The sequence below is a fragment of the Radicibacter daui genome, from assembly GCA_030657355.1.
GTDB classification, from domain to species: Bacteria; Pseudomonadota; Alphaproteobacteria; order Radicibacterales; family Radicibacteraceae; genus Radicibacter; species Radicibacter daui.
This window is the reverse complement of sequence record CP131056.1, coordinates 2,937,833-2,961,535: the sequence shown is the minus strand read 5'-3', so window position 1 is coordinate 2,961,535 and position 23,703 is coordinate 2,937,833. Positions and strand designations below refer to the sequence as shown.

Genomic DNA, 23,703 nt, shown 5'->3' with positions numbered 1-23,703 from the left:
AGAGCCTTAAAAAAAGAAACCCCGCCGGCCCGGCTGCCGGCGGGGTTTCTTTTTTGTGGACCTCAGGCCCGGATCAGAACGGAGAATCCGGGAAATAATATTCCATCGCATTGTCCTTGGTGACGAGCGTGGCATTGAGGATGTAGCTGCCGCGCACCGGCACCTGATCATAGAAATTGGCGACCGTCAGCTCCAGTGCCGTTGCCACCATGGCCGGCGGATAGAGCACATCGACCGGGATCATCGCATCGCCGTCGGCCACGCGCTTGATCATCTCCTTCATGCCGGCGCCGCCGACGACGAACTTGATGTCCTTGCGGCCGGCCTGCTTGATCGCTTCCAGCACGCCCACGGCCATATCGTCATCCTGGCACCAGACAGCATCGATCTTCTGGTACTTGGAGAGATAGTCCTGCATCACCTTGAAGGCATCGTCACGCGACCAGTTGCCGAACTGCTTGTCGAGCACCTTGATCTTGCTGCCGGCAATGGCGTCGTCAAAGCCCTTCTGGCGTTCCTCGTCGATGACGATGGGCAGGCCGCGGATGACGACGATGTCCCCGCCACCCGCCAGCTTTTCCTTCATATAGTCGCCGGCCACCCGGCCGAGTTCCGGGTTGTTGCCGGCGACATAGAGGTCGGCGACCGTGTTGTCGGAAAGCGCCCGGTCAACCACGGTGATGAAGGTACCCTTGGCCTTCACCTGGCGGATCGGGTCGGTCAGCTCGTCGGAATTATGCGGCAGCGTCACCAGCGCATCGATGCCCTGGGTGGAAAGATCTTCCAGCGCATTGGCCTGCGAGGCGCCGTCCGGCGAGGTCTTGACGATGATCTTGAGGCCGGGGTGGTTGGCCTCCAGCAGCTTGGCGGCACGTTCGGCATGGAATACCACGCCGCCGGTCCAGCCATGGTCCGCCGCCGGGATGGAGACGGCGATAGTCACCTTCTTGTCGGCCGCCCCGGCACTGCCGGCGGCAAGGCCGGCGAGCGCGAGAGAGAAGGCGCCGATCAGCAGTTTGCGCATCATGGGGTTTTCCTCCGGTCTTATCCTGCGGGCTTCGGATCGCGACAGAAGGGAGGCCCGCTTGCCCCCTTGTTTCCCTCACTGGCGCCGCATCAGCGAGCGCTGGACCAGCATGGCGATGATGATGATCGCGCCTTGCACGGCACCGATGAGGTATTCGCTGACAAGGTCGGAGAGCACCATGATGTTGCCCACCACCTCGAGAATGAGCGCGCCGCAGATGGTGCCCCAGATCCGCCCCACACCCCCGCGCAGCGCCGTGCCGCCAATGACGACCGCGGTGATGGCCTGCAGCTCCCACAGGAGCCCGGTGGTGGAAGTGGCGGCGCCGAGGCGCGGCACATAGAGCAGCACGGCAATCGCCACGCAGACGCCCTGCAAAATGTAGGTAAGGGTGCGCACCCGCCCGACCGGAATGCCGGAATAGCGCGCGACATCCTCATTGGAGCCCACTGCGACCACATGGCGGCCGAAGGGCGTCTTGTAGAGGAGAAAGGCGCCGAGCGCGGCAACCACGAGAAAAGCGATGACTGGCACCGGCACCCCCAGAACATCGCCGAAATAGGCCGGGCGATAAAGGGTGCGCAGCGGCTGCGACTTGATGGCGATCGACCCGCCCTCGGCCAGATAGATGGTCAGGGCCCGGTAGATGCCCATGGTGCCGAGGGTGACGATGAAGGGTTCGATCTTGCCAACCGTGGTGATGAGGCCGTTGCCGAGCCCGCAGAGCGCCCCAACGCCGATTGCCATGGCCATGGCGGCAAACAGCAGCATGCCGCTGCCATCAAGGCTGCCGGTATTGAGAAACAGGATCATGGTGCCGGCCACGAAGGCGGTCATGGAGCCGACGGAAAGATCAAGCCCGCCCGAGGCGATGACGAAGGTGGCCCCCACCGCGATGATGGCGATGAAGGCCGAGCGGGTGGCAACATTGGTGAGGTTGGCAAGGCTGAGGAAGTTGTCGTTGACGAAGGCGCCCAGCACCAGCAGCACCGCCAGTGCGAGAAAAGGCGCAAGGGCGCGCAGGTCAAGCCGGCCCGGGGCCGCTGCCTGCCGGGCCCTGTCGCCGCCGCCCGCCGCCGCCTTGTGATCGCCGGTCACGTTACCGCTGCTCATGCTGCCCCGCTGCTGCTGCCAGTATCGAAGTCGTTGCCGATGTCGTTGCCGATGTCGCTGACGCCGGTGGCGTAGACGACGATATTGTCTTCCGTCATCGCTTCGCCGCTCACCTCGCCGGCAATGCGCCCGCCCTGCATGACGAGGATGCGGTGGCAAAGGCCGATCAGCTCCTGCATCTCGGAGGAGATGACGATGACGGCCATGCCCTCGGCGGCAAGCCGGGCGATGAAGGCGTAAATCTGCTGCTTGGTGCCGATATCGATGCCGCGTGTCGGCTCGTCGATGATCACGATCTCGGGGGCGAGCAGCATCATCTTGGCGATCAGCAGCTTTTGCTGGTTGCCGCCGGAAAGCTGGCCCGCGAGCATGTCGCGGCGGCGGGCCCGGATGTCGAACTCGCCGATGGCTTTGGTGAGCGCCTCTTCCTCATGCCGCGTGTCGAGGCCGAGGCCACGGTGAAAGGCTGCAAGGGCGGCAAGCGTGAGATTGACCCGCAGGTTTTGCCCCAGCAGCAGGCCCTTTCCCTTGCGGTCCTCGCTCAGATAGACGATGCCCGCCGCCATGCTGGCACGGGCGCTGTCGAAATGAACCCTCTCGCCGTGGATGCGCACACTGCCATCGCCGGGGCGAAGGCCGACGATGCCTTCCATCAGCTCCGTGCGGCCGGCCCCGATCAGGCCTGCAAAACCGAGGATCTCGCCGCGCTTGAGCGCAAAGCTGGCGCCCTCGGCAAAACCGGGCACGGTAAAGTTCTCCACCTCCAGCAGCGGTGCCTTGTCCGGAGCTTCCTTGCGCGCGGGATAAAGATTGGCCAGTTCGCGCCCGACCATCAGGCGCGCCATCTCCACCGGGCTCAGCTCCGCCGCCGGGCGGGTGGCGATGAGCTGGCCGTCGCGCAGCACGGTGACCTGGCCTGCAATCGCCGCAACTTCGGGCAGCCGGTGCGAGATATAGAGCACTGCTACGCCGCGGGCCGAAAGATCGCGGATGACCGCCAGCAGCGCCTCGGTTTCAACCGGGGTGAGGGATGCGGTGGGTTCGTCAAAGATCACCACCCGATGCGGCACCTGCAGCGCGCGGGCGATCTGCACCAGCTGGCGCTGGGCGATGGAAAGCCGGCCGACGGGGGTGCGGGGATCAATATGGGCGCCAAGGCTCTCCACAGCAGCGGCGGCGAGCGCATTCATGCGCCGGTCATCCACCATGATGCCGGCCCGCTTCAGCTCGCGCCCCATGAAGATGTTCTGCGCAACGGTGAGGTGGGGGGCGAGCAGGATTTCCTGATGCACCAGCACGATGCCGCGCGTCTCGGCATCGACCGGCCCCTTGAGGGCAACGGGCTCGCCATCGATGGCAACCGTGCCCGATGACGGGGCGAGGTGGCCGGAAAGCAGCTTCATGAGGGTGGATTTGCCGGCACCGTTTTCGCCGATCACGGCATGCACTTCGCCCGGCCGGAGGGCGAGGGAGATCTCGCTCAGCACCTCTACCGGGCCAAAGGATTTGGAGAGTTGCCGGGCTTCCAGCACCGGCACCGCCGTCGCGTGCGCGCTCATGGCCGCGCCGCGCATTTCTGCGGGCTTGCCCCTGTCACCGCCGTTCCTCCCTTTATCCCTGCTCCGGCAACCCGGGCGGGTTTTTATGGGAACATGACAACCGCTCTGCGACAAAATGTCGAGACGGCATTTTGTTTGGCAATGAAAAAAATTATGCGGAAGAGGCTCTTGAATGTTCCGTAAAAGGGCACCGGCCGGCGCTGCAGGGCGGACCGGCCGGTGTTTTCTTGAAAGGGGCAGGAAGCGCTCAGAGCGTCGACATGCCGCCATCGATGATCAGTTCGCTGCCCACGGTATAGGCCGATTCATCGGACGCGAAGAAGACGATGGCCTTGGCGATTTCCACCGGGTCGCCGAAGCGGCCGGCGGGTATCTGGCTCTGGATGTGCTCGGCGGTCTTCTTCAGTTCTTCCGCCGGCAGGCCAAGCTTGCCGTAGAGCGGGGTGGAAACCGGGCCGGGGCTCACCGCATTGACGCGGATGCCGCGGCCTATCAGCTCACCGGAGAGGGTGCGGGCCAGAGAGATGAGGGCAGCCTTGCTGGCGGCATAGACGCTGGAGTTCGGCATGCCGATATGGGCGTTGATCGAGGTGTTGAGCACGATCGAGGCCGGTTTGGCAAAGAGCGGCAACAGCGACTGGATAAGGAAGTAGGGGCCCTTCACATTGACGGCGAGGCTGCGGTCGAAGGCCGCTTCGTCCCAGCTTTCCAGCGGACCGAACTGGGCCACGCCGGCATTGATGAACAGGGCATCGAGACCGCCGAAAGCTTCGGCCACCGCTGCGGCCACCTTCTTCTGCCCGGCGACATCACCGGCATCGGACTGGATGGCGACCACGTTGCCGCCCAGCTCGGCGCGGGCCTTTTCAAGGTTTTCCGCATTGCTGCCGGTAATCGCCACACGGGCGCCTTCGGCGAGGAACTGGCGGGCGGTTTCAAGGCCGATGCCGCTGGAGCCGCCGGTGATCAGGGTGCGCTTACCATTGAGACGGGACATGATTGCTGTTCCTTTCGAGGTGAAAAGTTTGAAATCGGGGAGTTAGCGGGTGATGGAGGCGCCGCCGTCGACCAGCGAGGCAGTGCCGGTCACGAAGGAGCTGTCGTCACTGGCGAGGTAGAGGGCGGCCTGCGCCAGCTCCTCCGGCCGGGCGACGCGCTTCAGGGCGTGGAGGCCGATGATGTAGTTCTGCGCTTCAGCGGTATTGTTCATCTCGCGGTACATTTGTGTATCCGTGCCACCGGGCAGCAGCGCATTCACCCGCACGCCCTGGGGACCATATTCGGTGGCGAGCGCCTGGGTGAGGCCGACAAGGCCGGCCTTGCTGGCGGAGTAGGCGGCAGTGCCGGGGAAGGAGAAGCTGTAGCCGACCATGGTGGAGGTGAAGATCACCGAGCCGCCGCCGGCGGCGGCAATCGCCGGGATCTGGTGCTGTGCGGCATGGAAGGAGGCGGTCAGGTTGATCTCGATCGCCTCGTTCCAGCCTTCGTCGGACATTTCATGGGTCGGGCCCATACCGCCCAGAACACCGGCATTGTTGAAGGCGATATCCAGCTTGCCAAAGGTGCTGACGGCTTTTTCCACCAGCGCCTTGGCATAGGCGGACGAGCGTACGTCACCGGTGAGCGCCACGGCCTCGCCGCCGGCAGCGGCGATCTCTGCCACCAGGCTGTCCAGCTCGCTCTGGCGGCGGGCGCCGACCACGAGCTTTGCCCCTTCGCGGGCAAACAAGAGGGCGCTTGCCCGGCCGATACCGGCGCTGGCGCCGGTGATGATCGCTACCTTGTTTTCAAGCCGTGCCATTTGTCTGGTTCCTTCTTCGGGTGGGCCGGTGCGTCTGTGCTCCGGCTGTTGAAGGAACCTTACTGTTCATCTCGTCTGGCATTGATGGGGATGAAATGCTTTACTCATTCAGTTTTTATGAATGATGGTGGCGTGCAATGGACCGGCTGCGGGCATTTGAGGTGTTTGCCACCGTGGTGGCGCGCGGCAGTTTCGTCGGGGCGGCCGACGCGCTCAACACATCGCCGGCCAATGTCACACGCTATGTGGCGGAGCTTGAGGGCTATTTCGGCGCCCGGCTGCTCAACCGCAACTCGCGCACCCTGTCGCTGACGGAAAGCGGGGAGGATTTTTACGAACGCTGCCGCGCCATCCTCGACGAGGTGGCGGAGACCGAGGCGCTGATTTCCTCAAGCGCACTCAAGCCGCGCGGGCGCCTGCGCATCAATGCGCCGCTCAGTTTCGGCATCCTGCATCTGGCGCCGCTATGGCCGGAGTTTCTGAAGCAGTATCCGGAGATGAAGCTGGATGTCGGCCTGATCGACCGCGTGGTGGATATCGTGGAGGAGGGGTATGACCTTGCCATCCGCATCGCCCGTGCCGGGGCGCCGGCCAGCCACTCCACCCGCAAGCTTGCAGCCTCCCGCAACATCCTGTGCGCCTCGCCGGATTATGTCGCCGCACGGGGCGCGCCGCAGGTGCCGGCCGATCTGCCGGAGCATTCCTGCATCGGCTACACCTATGCCGCCACCGGCGATGACTGGCAGTTTTATGATGGAAACGGCCGGCTGCATTCCGTGCGCGTCAGCTGCGCGCTGCAAAGCAATAACGGTGATACGGCGCGGGCGGCGGCACTTGCCGGGCACGGCATCATCTGGCAGCCGACCTTTCTGGTGGGCGAGGATTTGCGTGCCGGCCGTCTGGTGCCGCTGCTGCCGGATTATCGCATGGCGGATATCGATGTGCTGGCCGTCTATCCCAGTCGGCGCTACCTCAGCAGCAAGGTGCGGGTGATGGTGGATTTTCTGGTCAAGGCCTTTGCCGGCGTGCCGCCCTGGGACAGGGCCTGACCCGGCCTCAGGCGTGGCCGGTGGCAAGGCCCTGGGAGAGGCGCACCCGGTTGCGCCCGGCGGCCTTGGCTTCATAAAGCGCGTAATCGGCCGCGCGCAGGGCTTCGGTCAGGCTGCTGTCGCTGGCACTGGCCAGGCCGATCGAAACGGTGAAATTGGCCGGCGAGACATCGCGGCCGGCGCGGCTGGTGAAGGGGGAAATCTCGCCGGCCACTTCCAGCGGCAGCCCCTCCACCTTGCGGCGGATTTTTTCAGCCACTTCGGCGGCGGCTTCCATCGGGGTGCCGGGCAGCAGGATGGCAAATTCCTCGCCGCCGAAACGGGCAACAAGATCGCTGGCGCGCAGGGTGGACTTCAGCGTCTCGCCGATGGTGACCAGCACATTATCCCCGACCTGATGGCCGAAGCTGTCATTGATCTGCTTGAAGAAATCGATGTCCAGCATCAGCACCGAGGTGGGCAGGCCGGCACGCCCGTCATAGGCGAGCAGCGCCTCCGCCCGTTCCAGAAAGGCGCGGCGGTTGGGCAGGCGCGTCAGGCTGTCCGTCTCCGCCAGTTCGCGTAGCTGCTGGGTGCGCAGGGCCACCCGAGCCTCGAGCCGGCGGTTGATGAGTTTCATATGGCGGTGCAGGCGCCGGCCATAGCGGTTGCTGAGCAGCAGCTGGCCAACCAGCGCCGCAGTGACGACGACGAAGATGGAAAGCAGCAGCTTGAAGGCGCGGAAGTCTTCCAGCAGTTCCTGCCGCCGCTGGTCATAATCTTCCGACACCAGGATGTTGGCGCGGCTGACGAGCGCGCCGCCGGCCCTCAAGGTGGCGGGTGTGTCGGCGATGATGGTGGCGGCAAGGTCCGCCGGCGCTGCGCCGTCATCGGCCATGGCGCCCCAGCGGGCGATGATCTGCTGCACGGAAGCCAGCAGGGTACTCGCCTCACGATCCTGCCGGACAAGGTTAAGCTCCAGCGCCGGCCCCTTGTCGGTGGGCTCGAAGATGCTCTGCACCACGGCAAGCTTGATCAGCATGGCATCGTCGGCTGCCGGGTCGAACCCGACCAGCCCGGCCTTGCCGCGCAGGGCCCCCAGTTCCATGAAGCCGCTGACCGCAAACCAGATGTCGGAATTGTAGTTGGGGCGCGAGACCTGGTCGGCCAGCTGGGTGGTGCGGGCATAACTCCAGACCGTCAGCACCGCCATCAGTGCAACAACCGGCACAAGGATGCCGGTGATCAGGCGCTGGCGGCGCGTGGCCGAGCGCAGCAGTCCCTTTTTGACGCGCGCGAGCCTAGTTGGCACGGATCTCCCCCACCTGCCAGATGGTGCGGTTGAGATAGATCTGCTGCTCCAGTTCCGGGTAGCGCCCGAACGGGTAGATGACGATCAGCGGACCCTTGTCACGGATGGCAATGTCCTGCCCGTCACGGCTGTAGGCAAGGATCGGCTGGTAGGTGGTAATGTCCGACACCGGAATGGTGATGCTGTAATCGTTAAGGGCGGTGAGGCGGATTTCGCTGACACCCGGGCCCAGCAGCGGCGTGAGCGCGCCAAGCGGCACTCCCGTCCACACATGATGCCCCCGGATTTGCAGGGCTTCGGGCAGATCGGTCTCGAGGCTGGTCGGGGGCAGGGCCTTGAGTTCGCTGAGGGTGAAGCTGTGTGTCGGCGTGTCGGTGCCGGCCGCATAAATTTTCAGCACCACGCGCTCGCTGGCGGTGCCGCTGCCGGGCAGAAGGAGCATGCCGGCAAGGGTAACCAGGATCAGCCGGCGCATCGCCGCAGCCTTGTTTTCGATCCTGAAATAAGTCTGCAAATATTCACGAAGTGCGCGCACGGCAATTCAGCCCTGATGGCCAGCTCATTGCCCGAATTCGTCAGGCAAATTCTGGCCCGATGCATACCTGCTCGGGCCGTTCAAGGAAAGAGGGTTGCGACGGTCCGGGCCGATGACTTTCTTTATTTGTAGTCTGGTTGTCGCTGTTGGCGGCTACAAGCTGCGCCGGGCGACCAGAAAAGCCCCGAGCACCAGTAATATTGCGCCGAGCCCCGGCATGAGATTGGCCTGAAGCTCGAGGCGCGGCGCGCGGATCGCATCGATGACGAGCCCTGCCAGCAGCTGGCTTGCCACCAGCGTGGCAATGGTGGGGGCGGCGCCGAGGCGCTGGTAACCGGTAATGCCGGCAAAGACGAAGAAGGAGCCCAGCAGTCCGGGCAGCAGGGCCCAGGGGCGGAACACGCCGGCCACTTCGCCGAACCCGCTTATCCCGCTGCGCCCGACAAGCAGGCTCACCAGCAGGACAAGGCCGACGCAGGAGTTGATGACCAGCGCGACCAGCGGACTGGAGGCGGCCTCCGTCAGCCGCACCATCAGAATGTTCTGGAAGACGAGTGCGATGCCGGCGGCATACAGCAAGGCAAGGGTGAGGGCGGGGGTCATGGGATTTCCCCTCTTCTTATTGCTATTGCCGATCCCCGCCCGATGTCCGGAGGGCCTAGCCTTGCCAGCGGCTGAGGATGACGCAGGCGTTGACGCCGCCAAACCCAAAGCCGTTGGAAAGCACATGCTCCACGGAAGTGCGCCGGGTGGCGGGGCCGATCAGATCGAGCCCGGATGCCGCGGCATCCGGGCTGGTGAGGTTGAGGGTTGGTGGCAGCACGCCCTCGCCAAGGGCAAGGGCTGAGAAGATGGCTTCCACGGCGCCGGCGGCGCCGAGCAGATGGCCGGTCGCCGATTTGGTTGAGGAAATGGCCGGACTGCTCGTCCCCTCGCCAAAGACGGACCGGATGGCGGCAAGCTCGCCGGCATCGCCCACCGGGGTGGAGGTGGCATGGGCATTGAGATAGCCGATCTGCTCAGGCCTCAGGCCCGCCATGGCAAGGGCGGCCAGCGTGGCGCGGCGGGCACCGCTGCCATCTTCCGGGCCCGAGGTCACATGATAAGCGTCGGCGCTGGTGCCGTAGCCGGTAACCTCGGCCAGCGGGGTGGCGCCGCGCGCCTTCGCGTGCGCCAGGCTTTCAATCACCAGCATGCCGGCCCCTTCGCCCATGACGAACCCGTCACGGCGGGCATCGAAGGGGCGAGAGGCGGCTTCCGGCGTATCGCCGAAGCCGGTTGAAAGCGCCCGGGCGGCGGCAAAAGAAGCAAGGCCAACCCGGTCGATGCAGGCTTCTGCGCCGCCGCACAGGGCAATATCGGCCTCTCCGGCGCGGATCAGGCGCATGGCATCGCCGATGGCCTGTACGCTGGCGGCGCAGGCCGTCACCGGCGCGCCGATCGGCCCCTTGAAGCCGTGGCGGATGGAGACCTGCCCGGCGGCGAGGTTGATGAGGAAGGATGGCACGGTGAAGGGCGACAGGCGGCGGGCGCCGCGCTCCTTGACGGTATAGGCCGCCTCCACAATGCCGGGCAGGCCGCCGATGCCGGAGGCGATGACGGTGGCGGTGCGCTCACGCTCCCTTTCCGTTGCCGGCTGCCAGCCTGCCTGTGCCAGCGCCTCGGCCGCGGCCTCCATCGCAAACAGGATGAAACGGTCCATCTGTTTGCGGTCGCGCATTGGCACGGCATCGAAGTCGAACCCGTGCGGGTCGTCCTTTTTGTCCGGCACCAGCCCGCCAACCTTGGCCTCAATATCGGGCACCAGGGCTTCCGGCAGCCGGACGATGCCGGAGCGCCCCGCAATCAGGCGCTGCCAGACCGGCTTCAGCCCGATGCCGAGCGGGCTCACGATGCCCATGCCGGTGATCACGATGCGGCGGTCGGGGGATGTCATGACGGTTTCCTTTGCGATCTGGGTCAGCGGACGCGCTCGTTTTGCCACAGTAACTTTTATCATGCTAGTTAATGTGATGGCGCGCCGCCGGTTCAGGCAAAGGTCGCTCAGGAATGCGGCGTGGCCTTGTCCTCAAGGCGCATTTGCAGAAAAACGAGGTCGAGCCAGCGGCCGAACTTGCAGCCGACCTCCGGTAACAGCCCGGTCTGGATAAAACCCAGTTTAAGATGCAGGGCGATGGAGCCGCTGTTGCCGGCCTCGATGCCGGCGACCATGACATGTTTGCCAAGCGCTCTGGCCCGCGCGATCAGCGCCTGCATCAGCCCCTTGCCGATACCGCCGCCGCGCAGGTCGCTGCGGACATAGACGGAATGCTCGACGGTATGGCGATACCCATCAAAGGCGCGCCAGTCGCCGAAGGAGGCGTAACCGGCAATGCTGCCATCCGGCGCTGTCGCTACCAGCACCGGATAACCCTGCTGCCGGCGGGAGGCGAGCCATGCCCGGCGATTGTCGGCATCCACCGGCGTGTCGTTCCAGATCGCCGTCGTATTGGCCACGGCGTCGTTATAGATCGCCAGAATGCCCCCGATATCGCCGTCGGCCGCGTCCCGGATTTCCATGTCGCTCCCCTGCGGGTTTGTCTACTATAGTGGACATATATCCACCGTCAGCCGTAGCTGTCCATTATAATAAAATGAAAGTCTACTAAAATGGATGAACTCGAGCAACGCATCGGCGCCCGGATCCGGCTGGAACGCGAGAGCCGCGGCTGGTCGCTGACCGATCTTGCCGAACGTTCAGGCGTTTCCCGCGCCATGGTGCACAAGATCGAGCGGGGGGAGAGCAGTCCCACGGCAACCGTGCTGGCCCGGCTTTCCGGTGCCTTCAGCCTGTCGATGTCGACCCTCATCGCCCGGGCGGAAACCCGTGGCGGACGCCTGTTGCGCCGGGCGGAGCAGCCGGTATGGACTGACCCTACCACCGGCTATGTACGCCGACACATATCGCCGCAATCCGATCTGCCGCTCGATCTTGTACATATCGATTTGCCGGCCGGGGCCAACATTGCCATGCCGGCCTCGGCTTACACCTTTGCCCGGCAGCTGATCTGGGTGCTGGAAGGCAGCCTGATCTTTCTTGAAGGTGCCGAGCGGCACGAGATGGGCGAGGGTGATTGCCTTAAACTGGGGCCGCCTGCCGATTGCGAGTTCCGCAATGAAAGCGGCAAGCCCTGCCGTTATGCGGTGGTGCTGCTGAGCGGCCGCTGAGGACACGAAAAAGGCGGGCCTGCGTGGAAGCAGCCCGCCTTTCCGTTACCTTGGCTGTGCGGCAACCGTCTCAGGCAGCAGCCTTCAGCGTTGCCATGTCGATGACGAAGCGATAGCGCACATCGCTTTTGAGGATGCGCTCATAGGCTTCGTTGACCTGGCTGATAGCGATGGTCTCGATATCGCTGATGATGTCGTGCTTGCCGCAGAAATCCAGCATCTCCTGGGTTTCCTTGATGCTGCCGATCATCGAGCCGGCAAGGCTGCGGCGGCCGACGACCAGCGAAAAGGCACCGATCGGGATCTGCTTTTCCGGCACACCGACCACGGCCATCGTGCCCTCGACCTTCAAGAGCGTCAGATACTGGTTCCAGTCCATCGGAGCGGAAACCGTATTGATGATGAGGTCGAAGCTGCGGGCGAGCTTCTTGAACGTCTCGGGATCGGAGGTGGCATAAAAATGGTCGGCGCCGAGGCGCAGGCCATCTTCCTTCTTGGAGAGCGACTGGCTCAGTACCGTCACTTCCGCGCCCATGGCATGGGCGAGCTTGACACCCATGTGGCCGAGACCGCCAAGGCCGATGATGGCGACCTTCTTGCCCGGGCCGGCCTTCCAGTAGCGCAGCGGCGAGTAGAGCGTGATGCCGGCGCACAGCAGCGGGGCCGCGGCATCGAGCGGCAGATTGTCGGGGATGCGCAGCACGTAGTTTTCGTCGACGACGATCTTGTCGGAATAACCGCCCATCGTCGGCTGGCCATCCTTGCCGACGCTGTTATAGGTCTGCACGATGCCTTCTTCGCAATAATGGTCATCGCCGCTTTCGCAGAACGGGCAGTGCCCGCAGCTGTCGACGAAGCAGCCGACACCGACGCGGTCGCCGACCTTGAAGCGGGTGACCCCGGCGCCGACGGCCGTCACGACACCGGCAATCTCATGGCCTGGCACCATCGGGAAGATGGAGCCGCCCCACTCGTCGCGGGCCTGATGGATGTCGGAATGGCAGATGCCGCAGAACTGGATGTCGATGAGCACATCGCTCTCGCCCGGAGAACGGCGCTCGAAGGAATAAGGAGCAAGCGCCTCCCTGGCAGAAGGGGCGGCGTAACCCTTGGCCTCTAGCATGTCATCGTCCTTTGAAGATCGCGCGCGGGCCGAAGCGATAAGGATCGCCCGCAGGGAAGGAGCCGGGGCTAACCGCTGTTGCGGGGGGCCGTCCGGCTGCCCTGCTTTTGTAGGGGCGGGCGGCAAAAAGCCGGTAGCTTGATCCTGCGGGATTATTGCCTATTTCTGCAAAAGCATGCCGCACCTTGCCGGGACGGGTGCGATTTTGAGAATGAGGGGGCAGAGATGACGCATATAGGCAGCAAGCTGGTCGCGCCGGAGGCGTCGGCGCTGGAAGCCGGCGCGATGCGCGGTGAGCTTGCCGGCATCATCTCGCGCTACCTGCTCGATGATGGCATGGTGAGCACGCCGGTGCCGGGCCTGCATTTTTTCCGCCAGTCGGTTGCCCAGCACAGCGTGCATGCAATCTACCGGCCGGCCTTCGCGCTGGTGGTGCAAGGATCCAAGCGGGCGGTGCTGGGGGACCAGACCTTTGAGTATGACCATCGGCACGGGCTGCTCGTTTCCGTCGATCTGCCGATGATCTCCCATATCTTCGTGGCGGGGGCGGACCAGCCCTATCTCTGCCTCGTCATCGAGATCGACCCGACGGTGCTGCGGACCCTGCTTGCCCAATCGCCCCTGCCGGCCGCGCCGCCGGCGCCGCCTGCCGCTGCCGTGCGCGGCATTTCGGTTGCGCCGCTGGAGCCGGTGCTGATGGATGCGGTGCTGCGGCTTTGCCGCCTGCTGGATAATCAGCAGGATATCGCCGCGCTGGCGCCGCTGGTGCAGCAGGAAATTCTGTACCGCCTGCTGGCCGGCCCACAGGGGCACTGGCTACGCGATGTCGCGCTGTCGCAGGGGCATGCCCCGCGCATTACGGAGGCCGTTGCCTGGCTGCAGCGTCACTATGCCCGGCCGCTGAGGGTGGAAGAGCTGGCCCAGCAGGTCGGCATGAGCCTTTCCTCCCTCCATCACCATTTCAAGGCCGCGACAGCGCTGAGCCCGCTGCAATATCAAAAGCAGCTGCGCCTGCGCGAAGCCCGGCGGCTGATGCTGGTGGGGGAGGCGGATGCCGCCACCGCCTCGCTTCTGGTCGGCTATGAAAGCCCGTCGCAGTTCAGCCGGGAATATTCCCGGCTTTACGGGGCACCGCCGGCCCGCGATATCGCCCGCCTGCGCAGCGCCGGCCAGCCGGCTGTATTCTGAGCGGCGGCTTCAGTCGAGCAGATATTGCCAGTCAGAAACTAGCGGTGCAGGCCCGAGCTGATGCAGCCGGTCGGCCAGATCCTCCTCCGTCTGTGGGCGGCGGGTACGCTCGTCCCAGGGGTCTCCGGTTGTCAGGCGCACTGCCAGATGCGGATGCGCCGCGGGCATGCCGACGGGAAGGGTAAGGGAAAGCCAGAATCTGCCGTCGCCCCCGCTGCCTTCTCCCGAGCCAGACAGTGTGCTCACGGCAGCGCTGATACCGAGACGGGTGCCATCGCTCCAGCGCCGCTCCAGCCGGGCGGTTGCGCCCAGATCGCCGGCCAGATAGCGCCCGGCTTCCAGCGTCAGGTCAAGGCCCTGCACCGGCAGGGCGAAACTGTAGGTGGCATTCGCGGTCCACAGCCCTTGCCGCTCCACCCCTTCACCCCGGGGCAGCACGAAGGCGCCGCCGGCCCCCCAACCGGAAAGGCCTTGCCGCGAGGGCGTTAGAAAACTTGCGGCAAGACCGGTAAAGGCCGGATCGAGCGCCCCCGCTTCGGCGGCGAGCCAGAGTGGTGGGGTTGTTGGTTGGCTTTTGGCATTGACTGCCTGTTGCCAGCTTAAAAACAGCCGGTCCACATGGTGCGGAGATTGATTGGTGCTGAAGAGCGCCTGCCGGACGATGGAGGCAGCATCGTTGCCCGCAGGCGGCGGGGTTGCCAGCGGCTCGTTCGCCAGCGTTACTCTCGGTTCGGCAACCAGACCGAAGCCGGCAGCAAGATCGGCATCGACCGTCAGGCCGGCAGCGACCTGTCGCGCGGCGCCGGGGACGGTGCCGCCAATCTGCCGCCTGCTGTAGCCGGCCTGCAAATTGAGCGCGGCTTGCCAGTCCATGGTCCAGCGGGCAGATGGCGGGGCGCCGGGAAAGCCTGTCAGCGCGCGTGCGATCACCTCTTCAGCACTGCCAGTACCGCCATCGGCTCGTGACATTGCACTGCGCGGCACTTCAAACACCGGGCCGGCCAGACCTCGGGTCGCGGGTGCTACCGAGAGCGTAGCTGCTGCCGTCTTTCCATCGCTTGCCGCACCCAGTGTGCGCAGGGCCCGGCCGCGCCGCCGGGCATCCGCCGGGGCAGGATCGCTCAGCCACCAGACCGGCTGCTGCGAACGGCTGTAATCGGCACCGGCGGGGTCAAGCCCCTGATCTTCTGCCAGCTCTTCTGCTTGCCCGGGCGGCGTATTCAGGGCCGGTGGCCGGCGCCAGACCGGCAAGGGCCGGTGGAGCGGCGGCAGGGAGAGCGGCCGGCGTAGCAGGAGCATGAAGCCCGGCCGCTGCGGAGACAACGTCTGCAAGGAAAGGTTGTAGCTGTCGCTGAGGCGGGCATTGAGGCCGAAGCCATAAAGCGGCTCGCCCTGCACAAAGCCGGCTGAGGCCGCCAGCTCCAGATCTCCCGGTATGAGAGTAAGGCGGGCACCAAGGACCGGATTGAGGGCGGGGAAGGGCTTCGCCAGCCGGTAGATCGTGCCGCCGGAAAGACTGAACGGACCCACTTGCCAGTCTGTCAGCAGGAAGGCGTCCGGCTCATCTCCGGGCGTCGTGGCCGCGGAGGCGAAATTGCTGAAGCCGGCTATCAGCCCAGGTGCGGTACCTCGCGGATCGACGAGGCGCAGTTTGCCGTCCAGCGTGCCGCTGATCGGCGCGTCATCCGGGCGCAGGAGGCTGGTGGCAAGGGCAAGGCGCGGCGTCAGCGCATAATCGAGCCTGAGGCCAGCCTGATGAGCGGTGGCGAAGGTAGCAAGGCCGGCTTCGCCTTCCGGCGGAAAACCGGCATCGGGAAGCAGGCTTGAAGAAAGGGCCCGGGCCAGCGCCGGAAAAGGCGGGCTGGCGCCCGCCAGCAACAGGAAGATCAGGCCTGCGAGGCGTTGCCGGAGAGGATGGCGGTGGCGAGGCGGGCACCGGTCAGGTCGGTATGGCTGAGATCGACCCGCTCCAGCCGCGCATCGCTGAGATTGGCCCCGCGCAGCGAGCATCCCTTGAGGTGAGCGGAAGTCAGATCGGCCCCTTGAAGATTGGTCGCCCACTTGCGCCCGGATGTGCTGCCGCCATTCTCGCGAATTTCAGCCGGCCCGAGATCGGCGCCGGTGAGATCGGCAGAACGCAGGCGCGCGAAGGAAAGGTCCGCCCCGTTGAGATGGGCGCCGGCGAGGCTGCTGGCGGTAAGATCCGCCCCGGAAAGGTCTGCCATCACCAGAAGCACAGAAGATAATAAGGCCCCCGAAAAATCAACCCCACGTAGTATGGCGCCGCTCAGGTTGATGCCCCGCAGGTCGCAGCGCGAGAGATCGGCCCCTTCCAGGTCGGCACGCTGCCCGCGTTCGCCATTGCTGGCAATCCAGCGCTCATGATCGTTGATCGCGCGCTGCAGCATCAAATCTTCGGAATCGAGCGTGCGGGCAAACTGGGCGCCGGTGGTGTCTGCATTGGCCAGCTGGCTATAATCCATGCGGGTGCCGATCAGCTCCGCCCCGCGCAGATCGGCGCCGAGCAGGATCGCCCCTTCCAGCGTGGCGGCGCTGAGGCGCGCGCCCTTCATCCTGGCGCCGGAAAGGTCGCAGCCGCTAAGATCCGCATTGGCAAGGCAGCAGCCCGAAAGATCGGCGCCGGAAAGATCGGCCCCGGCGAGGTTGACGCCGGTCATATCGGCTTCGGTAAAAATCCAGCCCTTGAGATTGCCGCCGGAAAGATCGGCATGGGCAAGCATCGCCTCGCGCAGCAGCGGGGGTGGCAGGCTGCCGGAAAGCGGCGCCTCGTGCAGGTAACCGGCGATGTTGGTCTCGCGCAGGATGGCGCGTGTCAGGTCCGCGCCGCTAAGGCGCGCGCCGCGCAAATCGGCACGGGTGAGGTCGGCCCCGGTCAGGTCGGCAAGGCTGAGATCGGCCCCGCGCAGATCGGCGCTTTCGAGCCGGCAGGCGATCAGCAGGGCAGCCCGCAGCTGTGCCGAGTGGGCACGGGTGCCGTGCAGGTCGAGCCCGGAGAGATCCGCCCCGTCGAGATTCATGTGGGAAATGTCGGCACGCAGCCCGGCCGGGCGCGACGTCAGCCAGCGCCGGTGATGTGTCGACTGCTGTCCTTGCGGTCGTGACATCAGAAAAGAGCCCATTCCGGGTTGAAGAGAATCACTACCTGCTAGCTTCCTGATAAACAGGCGCAACTTCAAACGATGGAATTCAAACCTTTCAAAAAGGTGAATTTACGGCGACGTCGCCGCCGGCCCTATCCGGAAGGATTTCAGAGCAAGGCGCCGGGGTTCATCAGCCCGGAAGGGTCCAGCGCCGCCTTGATGCGGCGCATTACCTGCATTTCTGCCGGAGATTTGAGGCTGGCGAGCTTGTCGCGCTTCAGCCGGCCGATGCCATGTTCGGCGCTGATGCTGCCACCAAGGGCAAGCGCGACATCGCCGACTACATCGGTAATCTCGTCCCAGCGCTGCAGAAAGGCCTTGGAGTCGCCCCCGCGCGGAACCGAGATGTTGAAGTGGATATTGCCATCGCCGGCATGGCCGAAAGCGATGGGCCGGGCATCGGGGATACGCTCCAGCACGGCAGCGCGGGCGCGCTCCAGCAGCGCGGGCACGGCGGCCACGGGCACGGAAATATCGTTCTTGATGCTGGCGCCCGCCTTGCGCTGGGCCTCCGGGATATGTTCGCGGATGTGCCACAGGCGGGTCCGCTGGTCGAGCGAGGCGGCGACGGTGGCATCTTCCACCAACCCTTCCTCCAGCGCCTCCTCCAGCACGCCCATCAGCAGTGCGGAAAGATCAAAGGCGGTGCCGGGGGAGGTGAGCTCGCACAGCACATAGAAGTCATGGACGCCCGCAAGCGGGTTGGTGGTGGCGGGAATATGCTCGAGGCAAAGCTCCAGCGCCGGCCGTTCCATCAGCTCGAAGGCGGAGATGCTGTCGCCGGAAGCGGCCCGCAGGCGGGAGAGCAGTGTAATGGCCTTGCCGGCATCGCAAAGACCGATGAAGGCGGTTGCTGTCTGCTTCGGTGCCGGAAACAGCTTGAGCACGGCGGCGGAGATGATGCCGAGTGTGCCTTCCCCGCCCAGAAACAGGTGCTTCAGGTCATAACCGGTATTGTTCTTGCGCAGCGCGTTCATGAGGTCGAGCACGCTGCCATCCGGCAGTACCACCTCGATGCCCAGCACCAGATCGCGCGTATTGCCATAGCGCAGCGTATTGATGCCGCCGGCATTGGAGGAAAGATTGCCGCCGATCTGGCAGCTTGCCTGCGCCGCCAGCGATAGCGGGAAGAGCCGCCCGGCCGCTTCGGCCGCCGCCTGCACATCGGCAAGGATGCAGCCGGCCTCCACCACCATGGTGTACCCCTCCGTATCCACCGAACGGACGCGGTTCATGCGGCCGAGGCTGATGACGAGTTGTTTGCCGCTGCCATCCGGCACGCTGCCGCCGACAAGGCCGGTATTGCCGCCCTGCGGGATCATGGCGACGCCGACCGCGTGGCAGGCCTTGACCGTGGCGGCCAGCTCTTCGGTGCTGGCGGGCCGGGCGATGGCGAGCGCGCTGCCGCTGAAGAGGCGGCGCATCTCTTCTTCATAAGGGGCCTTGTCGCCCGCTTCCGTCAGGAGCCCGCGCGGGCCAAGAAGCGCGGCAAGCTCAGCCAGCAGTCCGGCGGTGATGTCGCTCATGGTGTGGTGCCGGCCTTGGCGGCACGCGCCAGCAGGCCCGTCGGGTCACGCGGCGCGGCGGCGCGGCGCAGCCGGTCGTTGATGGCGCGGCCAAGGCCGGTCTCCGGGATCGGCATGGCGGCAATCGCTGTGCCCGCTCCGGCATCGAGCTGGCGCAGAAAGGCAAAGAGATGAGCCGCGGCCTCCACCAGATCGCCGGTGGCGGAAAGGTTGAGCACGGCCGCTGCTCCTTCCGGCACATCGGGGCCGAAGGCCAGAAGCGCTTCTTCCGGCTGCACCGACCCGGCATGGAGCCGCAGCGGTTTTTCCGGGGCGTAGTGGCTCAGCAGCTGGCCGGGGGAGCGGGGGGCATCGGGCTGCTCCGGATCGGTCTCCACAATGTCCGGCACAATGCGGGCAAGGGTTTCCAGCGCAAGGCCGCCATGGCGCAGCAGCACCGGATGGGCACCGGTGCAGTCCACCACCGTCGATTCAAGCCCGACCGCGCAGGCGCCGCCATCCAGCACATGGTTCACATTGGCGCCGAGGCTCTCGATCACATGGGCGGCCTCGGTCGGCGAGATGCTGCCGGAGCGGTTGGCGCTGGGGGCGGCAATCGGGCGACCGACGGCCCGCAGCAGCTTGCGGGCGAGCGGGTGGGCCGGCACGCGGATGGCGATGCTGTCGAGCCCGGCGGAAACCAGCAGTGAAGCCGGACAATCGGCGGCGCGCGGCAGCACCAGCGTCACCGGGCCGGGCCAGAAGGCATCGGCAAGTTTGCGGGCGAGCGGCGTCATGATGGCCAGCGGCTCTGCGGCAGCCCGGTCCGGCACATGAACGATGAGCGGGTTAAAGCTCGGACGGCCCTTGGCGGCAAAGATCGCGGCGACGGCGCTGTCATTGGTGGCATCGCCGCCAAGGCCATAGACCGTCTCGGTCGCAAAGGCGACGAGCTTGCCTGCGCGCAAGGCGGCGGCGGCCTCTTCCACCCGGTCCGGGGGCAGAAGCTGCTGGTCGGCAGCCGGCAAGGCGGCTTCGCCAGCATAAGGCGAAGCGCTGCTGCCGCCGGGCTCGAAAGTGGCGTTGGGGGCTGTGATTTCCGGTGAGGTCGCGCGCTGGGACATGATGAATTCAGGGTATCGGCGGGGCGCCCCCGGCTTGTCAACAAAACCGCGCCCTTGCCAGCCTGCTGCCCCGGCGGGCAGTGTTGAAGGCACGGACCGACGCGGCACTGTTTCAACCGGCAGGAGAGGGCGGCCTATGGCAGGACACATCGTGACCATAGCCCAGCAGAAGGGTGGCGCCGGCAAGACGACCCTTGCCGCCAATCTCGCGGTGGCCTGGGCCGTTGCCGGCAGAAGCGTTGCGATCGTCGACATCGATCCGCAAGCGAGCCTCAGCCAGTGGCATGGCGAGCGCCCGGCCGGCACCGAGCCGATGCTCCATCTCTCCACCGTTGCCGGCTGGCGCGCGGAAAAGGAACTGCGCAGCCTGGCCGGACAATATGATCTGGTGGTGGTGGACAGCCCCCCGCATGCCGAGACCGAAGCGCGCATTGCCGTACGCAATGCCGATCTGGTGATCGTGCCGGTGCAGCCGAGCCCGATGGATTTGTGGGCAACCCGCCCGACGCTGGAGCTTGCCGCCGGCGAGGGCACGCCGGCGCTGGCCGTGCTTAACCGCGTGCCGCCGCGTGCCCGGGTGGCGGACGAGGTGGCGGCGCGCCTTGCCGCGCTGGGCGTTACCGTGGCCGCCGCCCAGCTTGGCAACCGCACCGGATTTGCCGCCGCCATGATGGAGGGGCTCACCGTGATGGATGGCAACCGCCGCAGCACGGCGCGCGAGGAAATCGCCGCCCTTGCCGCGGAGATTGCGCAGCGGCTGGCCGCCCTGCCGGAAAGGCGGCGCTGAGCCGATGTGTGGACGCCTTGTTCTGACCCGCCCGCACGAGGCGGTGGAAGCCGCCTACGCCGATGTGGAGACCGGGGCCGGAGAGATTGTGGACGACACGCCGTCCCTGCTGGACGATCCGGCCCTCTCGGCCCTTGCGCCGCGTTACAATATTGCCCCGTCCCAACCGGTGCTCGCCGTGGCACGCGGGCGCAGCGGCGTGCGACGGACGGTGCATTTTCTCTGGGGGCTGGTGCCTTCCTGGAGCCGGGACCCGATGAGCGGCCCGCGCCCTATCAATGCCCGCTCGGAAAGTGCGGCGGAAAAACCCACCTTCCGGGCCGCGCTGGAGCGGCGGCGCTGCCTTGTGCCGGTCGACGGCTTTTATGAATGGCAGACGACAGGCGCCGGCAACGGCGCAAGCGGCAGCTTCAAGCAGCCCTGGCTCTTCTTCAACGGCAGTTTTGAGGATCGCCGCCCCTTCATGATCGCCGGGCTCTGGGAGCACTACAAGGCGCCGGACGGATCCGAGCTTCTGACCTGCGCGCTGCTGACCACCACGGCCAATGCCGACATGGCGGAGATTCATGACCGTCTGCCGGTCATCATTTCGCCGGAGAATTATGCTCTCTGGCTGGATGGCGCGGCGGGACGCAAGGAGGTTGCCCACCTGCTGCGGCCGGGCGCGGAAGGGTTCCTGAGCCGGCAAGCGGTGGGCCGAACCGTAAACAGCGCCGGGCGCGAAGGGCCGGAGTGTTTTGCACCGCCTGTTGCCGAGAGCGACACTTCGCCTGTGCCGCGTCGGCGCAAAGGTGACGACGGCAGGGATGATCGGCAGGCGAGCCTGTTCTAGAATGCCAGGGACACACCAGAGAGCCGGAAGGCAGGACCGCTTGAACTGTCGCCTTGTTGCCCAGAGCTTTGTGCCCGTTCTCGTCGCCGGCCTTCTGCTGGCGGGCGGAGCGCTTGCGCAGGCCACGGGCGGGCAGGTGCCGGCCCCGCTGCTGACCCCGCCGGGGCAGCCAGTGCCGGGTGCAGGACAGAATGGTGCCCAGAACGGGGGCGCCGGCGGTGCCGGGCAGAATGCGGCTCCGGGGGCGGCTCTCGGCACGCCCGGGGGTTTGCAGCAGGGTGTGCCCCTTTCCCAGCAAAATCCGCTGACGCCGGATCAGTATCAGCGTGTGATGGGTTCGGCGGTTGCCACCAGCGGCGATCAGCTTCAGCTCACCGTCAGCCCCACCGTTACCTACACCATCAGCCTGTGGGGCATCGACGCGCCGGAGATGGAGCAGCTCTGCCGCTCCAAGCGGGGGGCGGAATATCCCTGCGGCGAATGGGCGAAGAATGCGCTGACGCATGTCATCCAGGGGCGGCAGGTCATGTGCGCCCTGCAATATACCAACAGCCGGGAGGACACGGTCGGGCGCTGCCAGCAGGCCAATATCGACATCTCTGCTGCCATGGTGGCCTATGGCTGGGCGTTTTCCTCACCCTATGTCACCAGCAATTATGACCAGATCCAGACGGATGCGCAGGCCCACCAGCGCGGCATGTGGGCGGGGCGCGTGGAGCCGCCCTGGAATTTCCGCAGCCGGCGCCATGCCAACGCCAGTGCCGATCCAGGGCCGCCGAGCGTTGCTTACGATTACGGCCAGTAAGGGCCGTCGCTGGGCTGCGCGAAGGGCAGAAACAACAAAGGCACCGCCGGGGCGGTGCCTTTTGTTCTGGCCATACTTTTCTGAAGGAATGGTGGGCGATACTGGGATTGAACCAGTGACCCCTCGCGTGTGAAGCGAGTGCTCTCCCGCTGAGCTAATCGCCCTTCATTCGGGGCACCTGCCGGTCATCCCGGCGCGGCGCGTGCCGGTATATAGCGGCATGCCTGCGGGGGTGCAACCGTTTCGTTCGAGATTTTTTCCGGCGCCCTTTTTCCCGGCCTTACGCTTCCGCCGCAAGCCGCTCCAGCGTTGCCGGCAGTTCGTCGAAGCGGTCGATCACGAAGTTGGCGCCGAGAGAAGAAACCGGCATGCGCGGATAGCCATAGCTCACCGCCACCGACGGAATGCCGAGATCCCGTGCCACGCCCATGTCGGCGGGGCTGTCGCCCACCATCACGGCACGGTCGATATCGCCGCCCAGTTTTTCAATGACCGCCCGGCCATGGCCGGCATGGGGTTTGCGCACCGGCAGCGCATCGCCACCCACCACGGCGCCCAGCCAGCGGTCGAGCCCGAGCGTGCGGACCACCATTTCCGTCGATCGCTGGGCCTTGTTGGTGCAAAGGCCGAGCTTTGCACCGCTCGCCGCCAGTGCCGCCAGCGTTTCGACCACGCCGGGGAAGATGCAGGAGGCATCGGGCTCGTGCGTCTCATAAAGATCGATGAAGCGTTCGGTCAGCGTCGGCAACTTTGCCGGATCGAGCGGCCGGCCAGCCGCCGAAAAGGCCCGTTCGATCAGCCGCGGCGCGCCATCGCCGATAAAGCTCTTGGCCTGCACCAGCGTGATCGCCGGCAGGTCATGTTCGGCCAGCAGCAGGTTGGCGGCGCGGCAGATGTCCGGCGCGCTGTCGATGAGCGTGCCGTCAAGATCGAGCAGGATGGTGTCGTAGCGCATAGAGGTCCGGGCAAGGCGTGTGGGCAGGAAAGGCGCCACAATGGACCGGGCAGGCTGCCGCTGTCACCCGCTTCTGCCGGCATGGCTGCCTTGCCCGCCCTTTATCCGTCTGCCTCAGACGCTTGCGACCAGCGGCATACCCTGCCGACGCCCCGGCTTGCGGCCCCAGTTCTGCACCTTGATCTCGAAATGGGCCGAGGTTCTATCAAAGCGTTTCAGCACGGCGCGGGCGGCGGGCGGAACCACGGCGCCGGTCGGCTGCGCCGGTCCGGCAAAACGGGTAACCGCGTCCCAGCCGCTGAAATACATGAGCGTGATGAAGGTGACCTCGATCTCCCCGGTGGCGGCATCTGCCATGGGCTCGCTTCTCAAAAGCTCCATCTGCTCAAGGCCGGGAATGTTGCGGGCGCGGATGCCGGGGAAGATGGTTTCCCGGATCAGGCTTTCATAGGCGTCGGCATTTTCCGGCACGGTCCAGCCGTGCCACAGGCGGCAGATCATTTTGAAAGTCTCCGGTCCGGTCAGTTCGGGCGGGCGGCCGGTCCCGGCCGCCGCACTCATCATCTCGCGGCCGAGTAGAGCATGTCCTTGCGAAGTTATGCTGACGGGTGGCTATATTTTGGCATAAATTTAAATTGGAA

Annotated in this window: 23 protein-coding genes and 1 tRNA gene; 6 read left to right on the top strand and 18 right to left on the bottom strand. The window is 65.6% G+C overall.

The genetic code is table 11. The features are described 5' to 3' along the window. Positions 1 to 73: 73 nt before the first annotated feature. The 5 genes from QTL98_RS13985 to QTL98_RS13965 form a co-directional block, all read right to left on the bottom strand. Complete coding sequence (locus tag QTL98_RS13985) at positions 74 to 1,024, bottom strand: substrate-binding domain-containing protein (protein ID WP_445682157.1); 951 nt, start codon at positions 1,022 to 1,024, stop codon at positions 74 to 76. A 78-nt stretch (positions 1,025 to 1,102) separates the two neighbouring features. Further along, a complete protein-coding gene (locus QTL98_RS13980) occupies positions 1,103 to 2,140 on the bottom strand; it encodes an ABC transporter permease (RefSeq protein ID WP_445679079.1) in 1,038 nt (345 codons plus the stop codon). Beyond that, positions 2,137 to 3,699: a sugar ABC transporter ATP-binding protein gene (locus QTL98_RS13975; RefSeq protein ID WP_445679078.1), complete on the bottom strand. Its 1,563-nt coding sequence runs from the start codon at positions 3,697 to 3,699 to the stop codon at positions 2,137 to 2,139. Before QTL98_RS13975 ends, QTL98_RS13980 begins: the two co-directional genes overlap by 4 nt. Positions 3,700 to 3,946: 247 nt before the next feature. Further along, the gene (locus tag QTL98_RS13970) at positions 3,947 to 4,696 is read right to left on the bottom strand and encodes an SDR family oxidoreductase (protein ID WP_445679077.1); all 750 of its coding nucleotides are present in this window, start codon (positions 4,694 to 4,696) and stop codon (positions 3,947 to 3,949) included. A gap of 42 nt (positions 4,697 to 4,738) precedes the next feature. Continuing rightward, positions 4,739 to 5,500 carry an SDR family oxidoreductase gene (locus tag QTL98_RS13965; protein WP_445679076.1) on the bottom strand — a complete coding sequence of 254 codons (762 nt, stop codon included), beginning with the start codon at positions 5,498 to 5,500 and terminating at the stop codon, positions 4,739 to 4,741. A gap of 137 nt (positions 5,501 to 5,637) precedes the next feature. Between QTL98_RS13965 and QTL98_RS13960 the strand changes: the two genes are divergently transcribed. After that, the gene (locus QTL98_RS13960) at positions 5,638 to 6,549 is read left to right on the top strand and encodes a LysR family transcriptional regulator (RefSeq protein ID WP_445679075.1); all 912 of its coding nucleotides are present in this window, start codon (positions 5,638 to 5,640) and stop codon (positions 6,547 to 6,549) included. Positions 6,550 to 6,556: 7 nt separating this feature from the next. On the opposite strand, the gene QTL98_RS13955 is transcribed toward QTL98_RS13960, so the two are convergent. The 5 genes from QTL98_RS13955 to QTL98_RS13935 form a co-directional block, all read right to left on the bottom strand. After that, positions 6,557 to 7,840, bottom strand: coding sequence for a GGDEF domain-containing protein (locus QTL98_RS13955; protein ID WP_445679074.1), 1,284 nt, complete (start codon positions 7,838 to 7,840; stop codon positions 6,557 to 6,559). After that, positions 7,830 to 8,375 carry a putative pterin-binding protein gene (locus tag QTL98_RS13950; protein WP_445679073.1) on the bottom strand — a complete coding sequence of 182 codons (546 nt, stop codon included), beginning with the start codon at positions 8,373 to 8,375 and terminating at the stop codon, positions 7,830 to 7,832. The genes QTL98_RS13955 and QTL98_RS13950 overlap by 11 nt, the downstream gene beginning before the upstream one ends. Before the next feature lie 153 nt (positions 8,376 to 8,528). Beyond that, positions 8,529 to 8,978, bottom strand: a complete 450-nt coding sequence (locus QTL98_RS13945) for a DMT family transporter (RefSeq protein ID WP_445679072.1) — start codon at positions 8,976 to 8,978, stop codon at positions 8,529 to 8,531. A gap of 55 nt (positions 8,979 to 9,033) precedes the next feature. Next, entirely contained in the window at positions 9,034 to 10,311 is a 1,278-nt protein-coding gene (fabF, locus tag QTL98_RS13940; RefSeq protein ID WP_445679071.1) for a beta-ketoacyl-ACP synthase II, read from the bottom strand. 107 nt (positions 10,312 to 10,418) lie between these two features. Then, positions 10,419 to 10,934 carry a GNAT family N-acetyltransferase gene (locus QTL98_RS13935; protein ID WP_445679070.1) on the bottom strand — a complete coding sequence of 172 codons (516 nt, stop codon included), beginning with the start codon at positions 10,932 to 10,934 and terminating at the stop codon, positions 10,419 to 10,421. A gap of 90 nt (positions 10,935 to 11,024) precedes the next feature. Here QTL98_RS13935 and QTL98_RS13930 point away from each other — a divergent pair, with 90 nt between their 5' ends. Then, positions 11,025 to 11,582: a helix-turn-helix domain-containing protein gene (locus tag QTL98_RS13930; RefSeq protein WP_445679069.1), complete on the top strand. Its 558-nt coding sequence runs from the start codon at positions 11,025 to 11,027 to the stop codon at positions 11,580 to 11,582. A 70-nt stretch (positions 11,583 to 11,652) separates the two neighbouring features. Here the strand turns inward: QTL98_RS13930 and QTL98_RS13925 are convergent, their stop codons facing one another. Next, positions 11,653 to 12,705, bottom strand: a complete 1,053-nt coding sequence (locus tag QTL98_RS13925; RefSeq protein ID WP_445679068.1) for an NAD(P)-dependent alcohol dehydrogenase — start codon at positions 12,703 to 12,705, stop codon at positions 11,653 to 11,655. 225 nt (positions 12,706 to 12,930) lie between these two features. Between QTL98_RS13925 and QTL98_RS13920 the strand changes: the two genes are divergently transcribed. Further along, positions 12,931 to 13,893 (top strand): AraC family transcriptional regulator, encoded by a 963-nt coding sequence (locus QTL98_RS13920; protein ID WP_510637490.1) that lies wholly within the window; start codon positions 12,931 to 12,933, stop codon positions 13,891 to 13,893. Between the two features lie 9 nt (positions 13,894 to 13,902). Here QTL98_RS13920 and QTL98_RS13915 read toward each other — a convergent pair whose 3' ends face one another. The 4 genes from QTL98_RS13915 to QTL98_RS13900 all read right to left on the bottom strand — a co-directional run bounded on the left by QTL98_RS13915 (position 13,903) and on the right by QTL98_RS13900 (position 19,683). Then, complete coding sequence (locus QTL98_RS13915; protein ID WP_445679067.1) at positions 13,903 to 15,771, bottom strand: YjbH domain-containing protein; 1,869 nt, start codon at positions 15,769 to 15,771, stop codon at positions 13,903 to 13,905. Between the two features lie 8 nt (positions 15,772 to 15,779). Next, entirely contained in the window at positions 15,780 to 17,018 is a 1,239-nt protein-coding gene (locus QTL98_RS13910; RefSeq protein WP_445679066.1) for a pentapeptide repeat-containing protein, read from the bottom strand. 143 nt (positions 17,019 to 17,161) lie between these two features. Then, a complete protein-coding gene (locus QTL98_RS13905; RefSeq protein ID WP_445679065.1) occupies positions 17,162 to 18,580 on the bottom strand; it encodes an FAD-binding oxidoreductase in 1,419 nt (472 codons plus the stop codon). Beyond that, positions 18,577 to 19,683 (bottom strand): L-threonylcarbamoyladenylate synthase, encoded by a 1,107-nt coding sequence (locus QTL98_RS13900; protein WP_445679064.1) that lies wholly within the window; start codon positions 19,681 to 19,683, stop codon positions 18,577 to 18,579. Before QTL98_RS13900 ends, QTL98_RS13905 begins: the two co-directional genes overlap by 4 nt. A 136-nt stretch (positions 19,684 to 19,819) precedes the next feature. On the opposite strand from QTL98_RS13900, the gene parA reads away from it, so the two are divergent. From parA to QTL98_RS13885, 3 genes are read left to right on the top strand one after another with little or no spacing between them, the layout of a single operon-like run. Next, a complete protein-coding gene (parA, locus tag QTL98_RS13895; RefSeq protein WP_445679063.1) occupies positions 19,820 to 20,470 on the top strand; it encodes a ParA family partition ATPase in 651 nt (216 codons plus the stop codon). Between the two features lie 4 nt (positions 20,471 to 20,474). Continuing rightward, positions 20,475 to 21,302, top strand: a complete 828-nt coding sequence (locus tag QTL98_RS13890; RefSeq protein ID WP_445679062.1) for an SOS response-associated peptidase — start codon at positions 20,475 to 20,477, stop codon at positions 21,300 to 21,302. 40 nt (positions 21,303 to 21,342) lie between these two features. Further along, a complete protein-coding gene (locus tag QTL98_RS13885) occupies positions 21,343 to 22,107 on the top strand; it encodes a thermonuclease family protein (RefSeq protein WP_445679061.1) in 765 nt (254 codons plus the stop codon). A gap of 89 nt (positions 22,108 to 22,196) precedes the next feature. On the opposite strand, the gene QTL98_RS13880 is transcribed toward QTL98_RS13885, so the two are convergent. The 3 genes from QTL98_RS13880 to QTL98_RS13870 form a co-directional block, all read right to left on the bottom strand. Further along, positions 22,197 to 22,271 (bottom strand) — tRNA-Val (locus QTL98_RS13880). 116 nt (positions 22,272 to 22,387) lie between these two features. After that, positions 22,388 to 23,062, bottom strand: coding sequence for an HAD family hydrolase (locus QTL98_RS13875; protein WP_445679060.1), 675 nt, complete (start codon positions 23,060 to 23,062; stop codon positions 22,388 to 22,390). A 114-nt stretch (positions 23,063 to 23,176) separates the two neighbouring features. Continuing rightward, a complete protein-coding gene (locus tag QTL98_RS13870) occupies positions 23,177 to 23,563 on the bottom strand; it encodes an antibiotic biosynthesis monooxygenase (RefSeq protein WP_445679059.1) in 387 nt (128 codons plus the stop codon). Between the last annotated feature and the right edge of the window lie 140 nt (positions 23,564 to 23,703).

Excerpts from the sequence above, each read along its gene's own strand:
- QTL98_RS13985 (WP_445682157.1), bottom strand. The coding sequence starts at position 1,024 with ATGCGCAAACTGCTGATCGGCGCCTTCTCTCTCGCGCTCGCCGGCCTT.
- QTL98_RS13980 (WP_445679079.1), bottom strand. The coding sequence starts at position 2,140 with ATGAGCAGCGGTAACGTGACCGGCGATCACAAGGCGGCGGCGGGCGGC.
- QTL98_RS13975 (WP_445679078.1), bottom strand. The coding sequence starts at position 3,699 with ATGAGCGCGCACGCGACGGCGGTGCCGGTGCTGGAAGCCCGGCAACTC.
- QTL98_RS13970 (WP_445679077.1), bottom strand. The coding sequence starts at position 4,696 with ATGTCCCGTCTCAATGGTAAGCGCACCCTGATCACCGGCGGCTCCAGC.
- QTL98_RS13965 (WP_445679076.1), bottom strand. The coding sequence starts at position 5,500 with ATGGCACGGCTTGAAAACAAGGTAGCGATCATCACCGGCGCCAGCGCC.
- QTL98_RS13960 (WP_445679075.1), top strand. The coding sequence starts at position 5,638 with ATGGACCGGCTGCGGGCATTTGAGGTGTTTGCCACCGTGGTGGCGCGC.
- QTL98_RS13945 (WP_445679072.1), bottom strand. The coding sequence starts at position 8,978 with ATGACCCCCGCCCTCACCCTTGCCTTGCTGTATGCCGCCGGCATCGCA.
- fabF (WP_445679071.1), bottom strand. The coding sequence starts at position 10,311 with ATGACATCCCCCGACCGCCGCATCGTGATCACCGGCATGGGCATCGTG.
- QTL98_RS13935 (WP_445679070.1), bottom strand. The coding sequence starts at position 10,934 with ATGGAAATCCGGGACGCGGCCGACGGCGATATCGGGGGCATTCTGGCG.
- QTL98_RS13930 (WP_445679069.1), top strand. The coding sequence starts at position 11,025 with ATGGATGAACTCGAGCAACGCATCGGCGCCCGGATCCGGCTGGAACGC.
- QTL98_RS13925 (WP_445679068.1), bottom strand. The coding sequence starts at position 12,705 with ATGCTAGAGGCCAAGGGTTACGCCGCCCCTTCTGCCAGGGAGGCGCTT.
- QTL98_RS13920 (WP_510637490.1), top strand. The coding sequence starts at position 12,931 with ATGACGCATATAGGCAGCAAGCTGGTCGCGCCGGAGGCGTCGGCGCTG.
- QTL98_RS13910 (WP_445679066.1), bottom strand. The coding sequence starts at position 17,018 with ATGTCACGACCGCAAGGACAGCAGTCGACACATCACCGGCGCTGGCTG.
- QTL98_RS13905 (WP_445679065.1), bottom strand. The coding sequence starts at position 18,580 with ATGAGCGACATCACCGCCGGACTGCTGGCTGAGCTTGCCGCGCTTCTT.
- QTL98_RS13900 (WP_445679064.1), bottom strand. The coding sequence starts at position 19,683 with ATGTCCCAGCGCGCGACCTCACCGGAAATCACAGCCCCCAACGCCACT.
- parA (WP_445679063.1), top strand. The coding sequence starts at position 19,820 with ATGGCAGGACACATCGTGACCATAGCCCAGCAGAAGGGTGGCGCCGGC.
- QTL98_RS13890 (WP_445679062.1), top strand. The coding sequence starts at position 20,475 with ATGTGTGGACGCCTTGTTCTGACCCGCCCGCACGAGGCGGTGGAAGCC.
- QTL98_RS13875 (WP_445679060.1), bottom strand. The coding sequence starts at position 23,062 with ATGCGCTACGACACCATCCTGCTCGATCTTGACGGCACGCTCATCGAC.
- QTL98_RS13870 (WP_445679059.1), bottom strand. The coding sequence starts at position 23,563 with ATGATCTGCCGCCTGTGGCACGGCTGGACCGTGCCGGAAAATGCCGAC.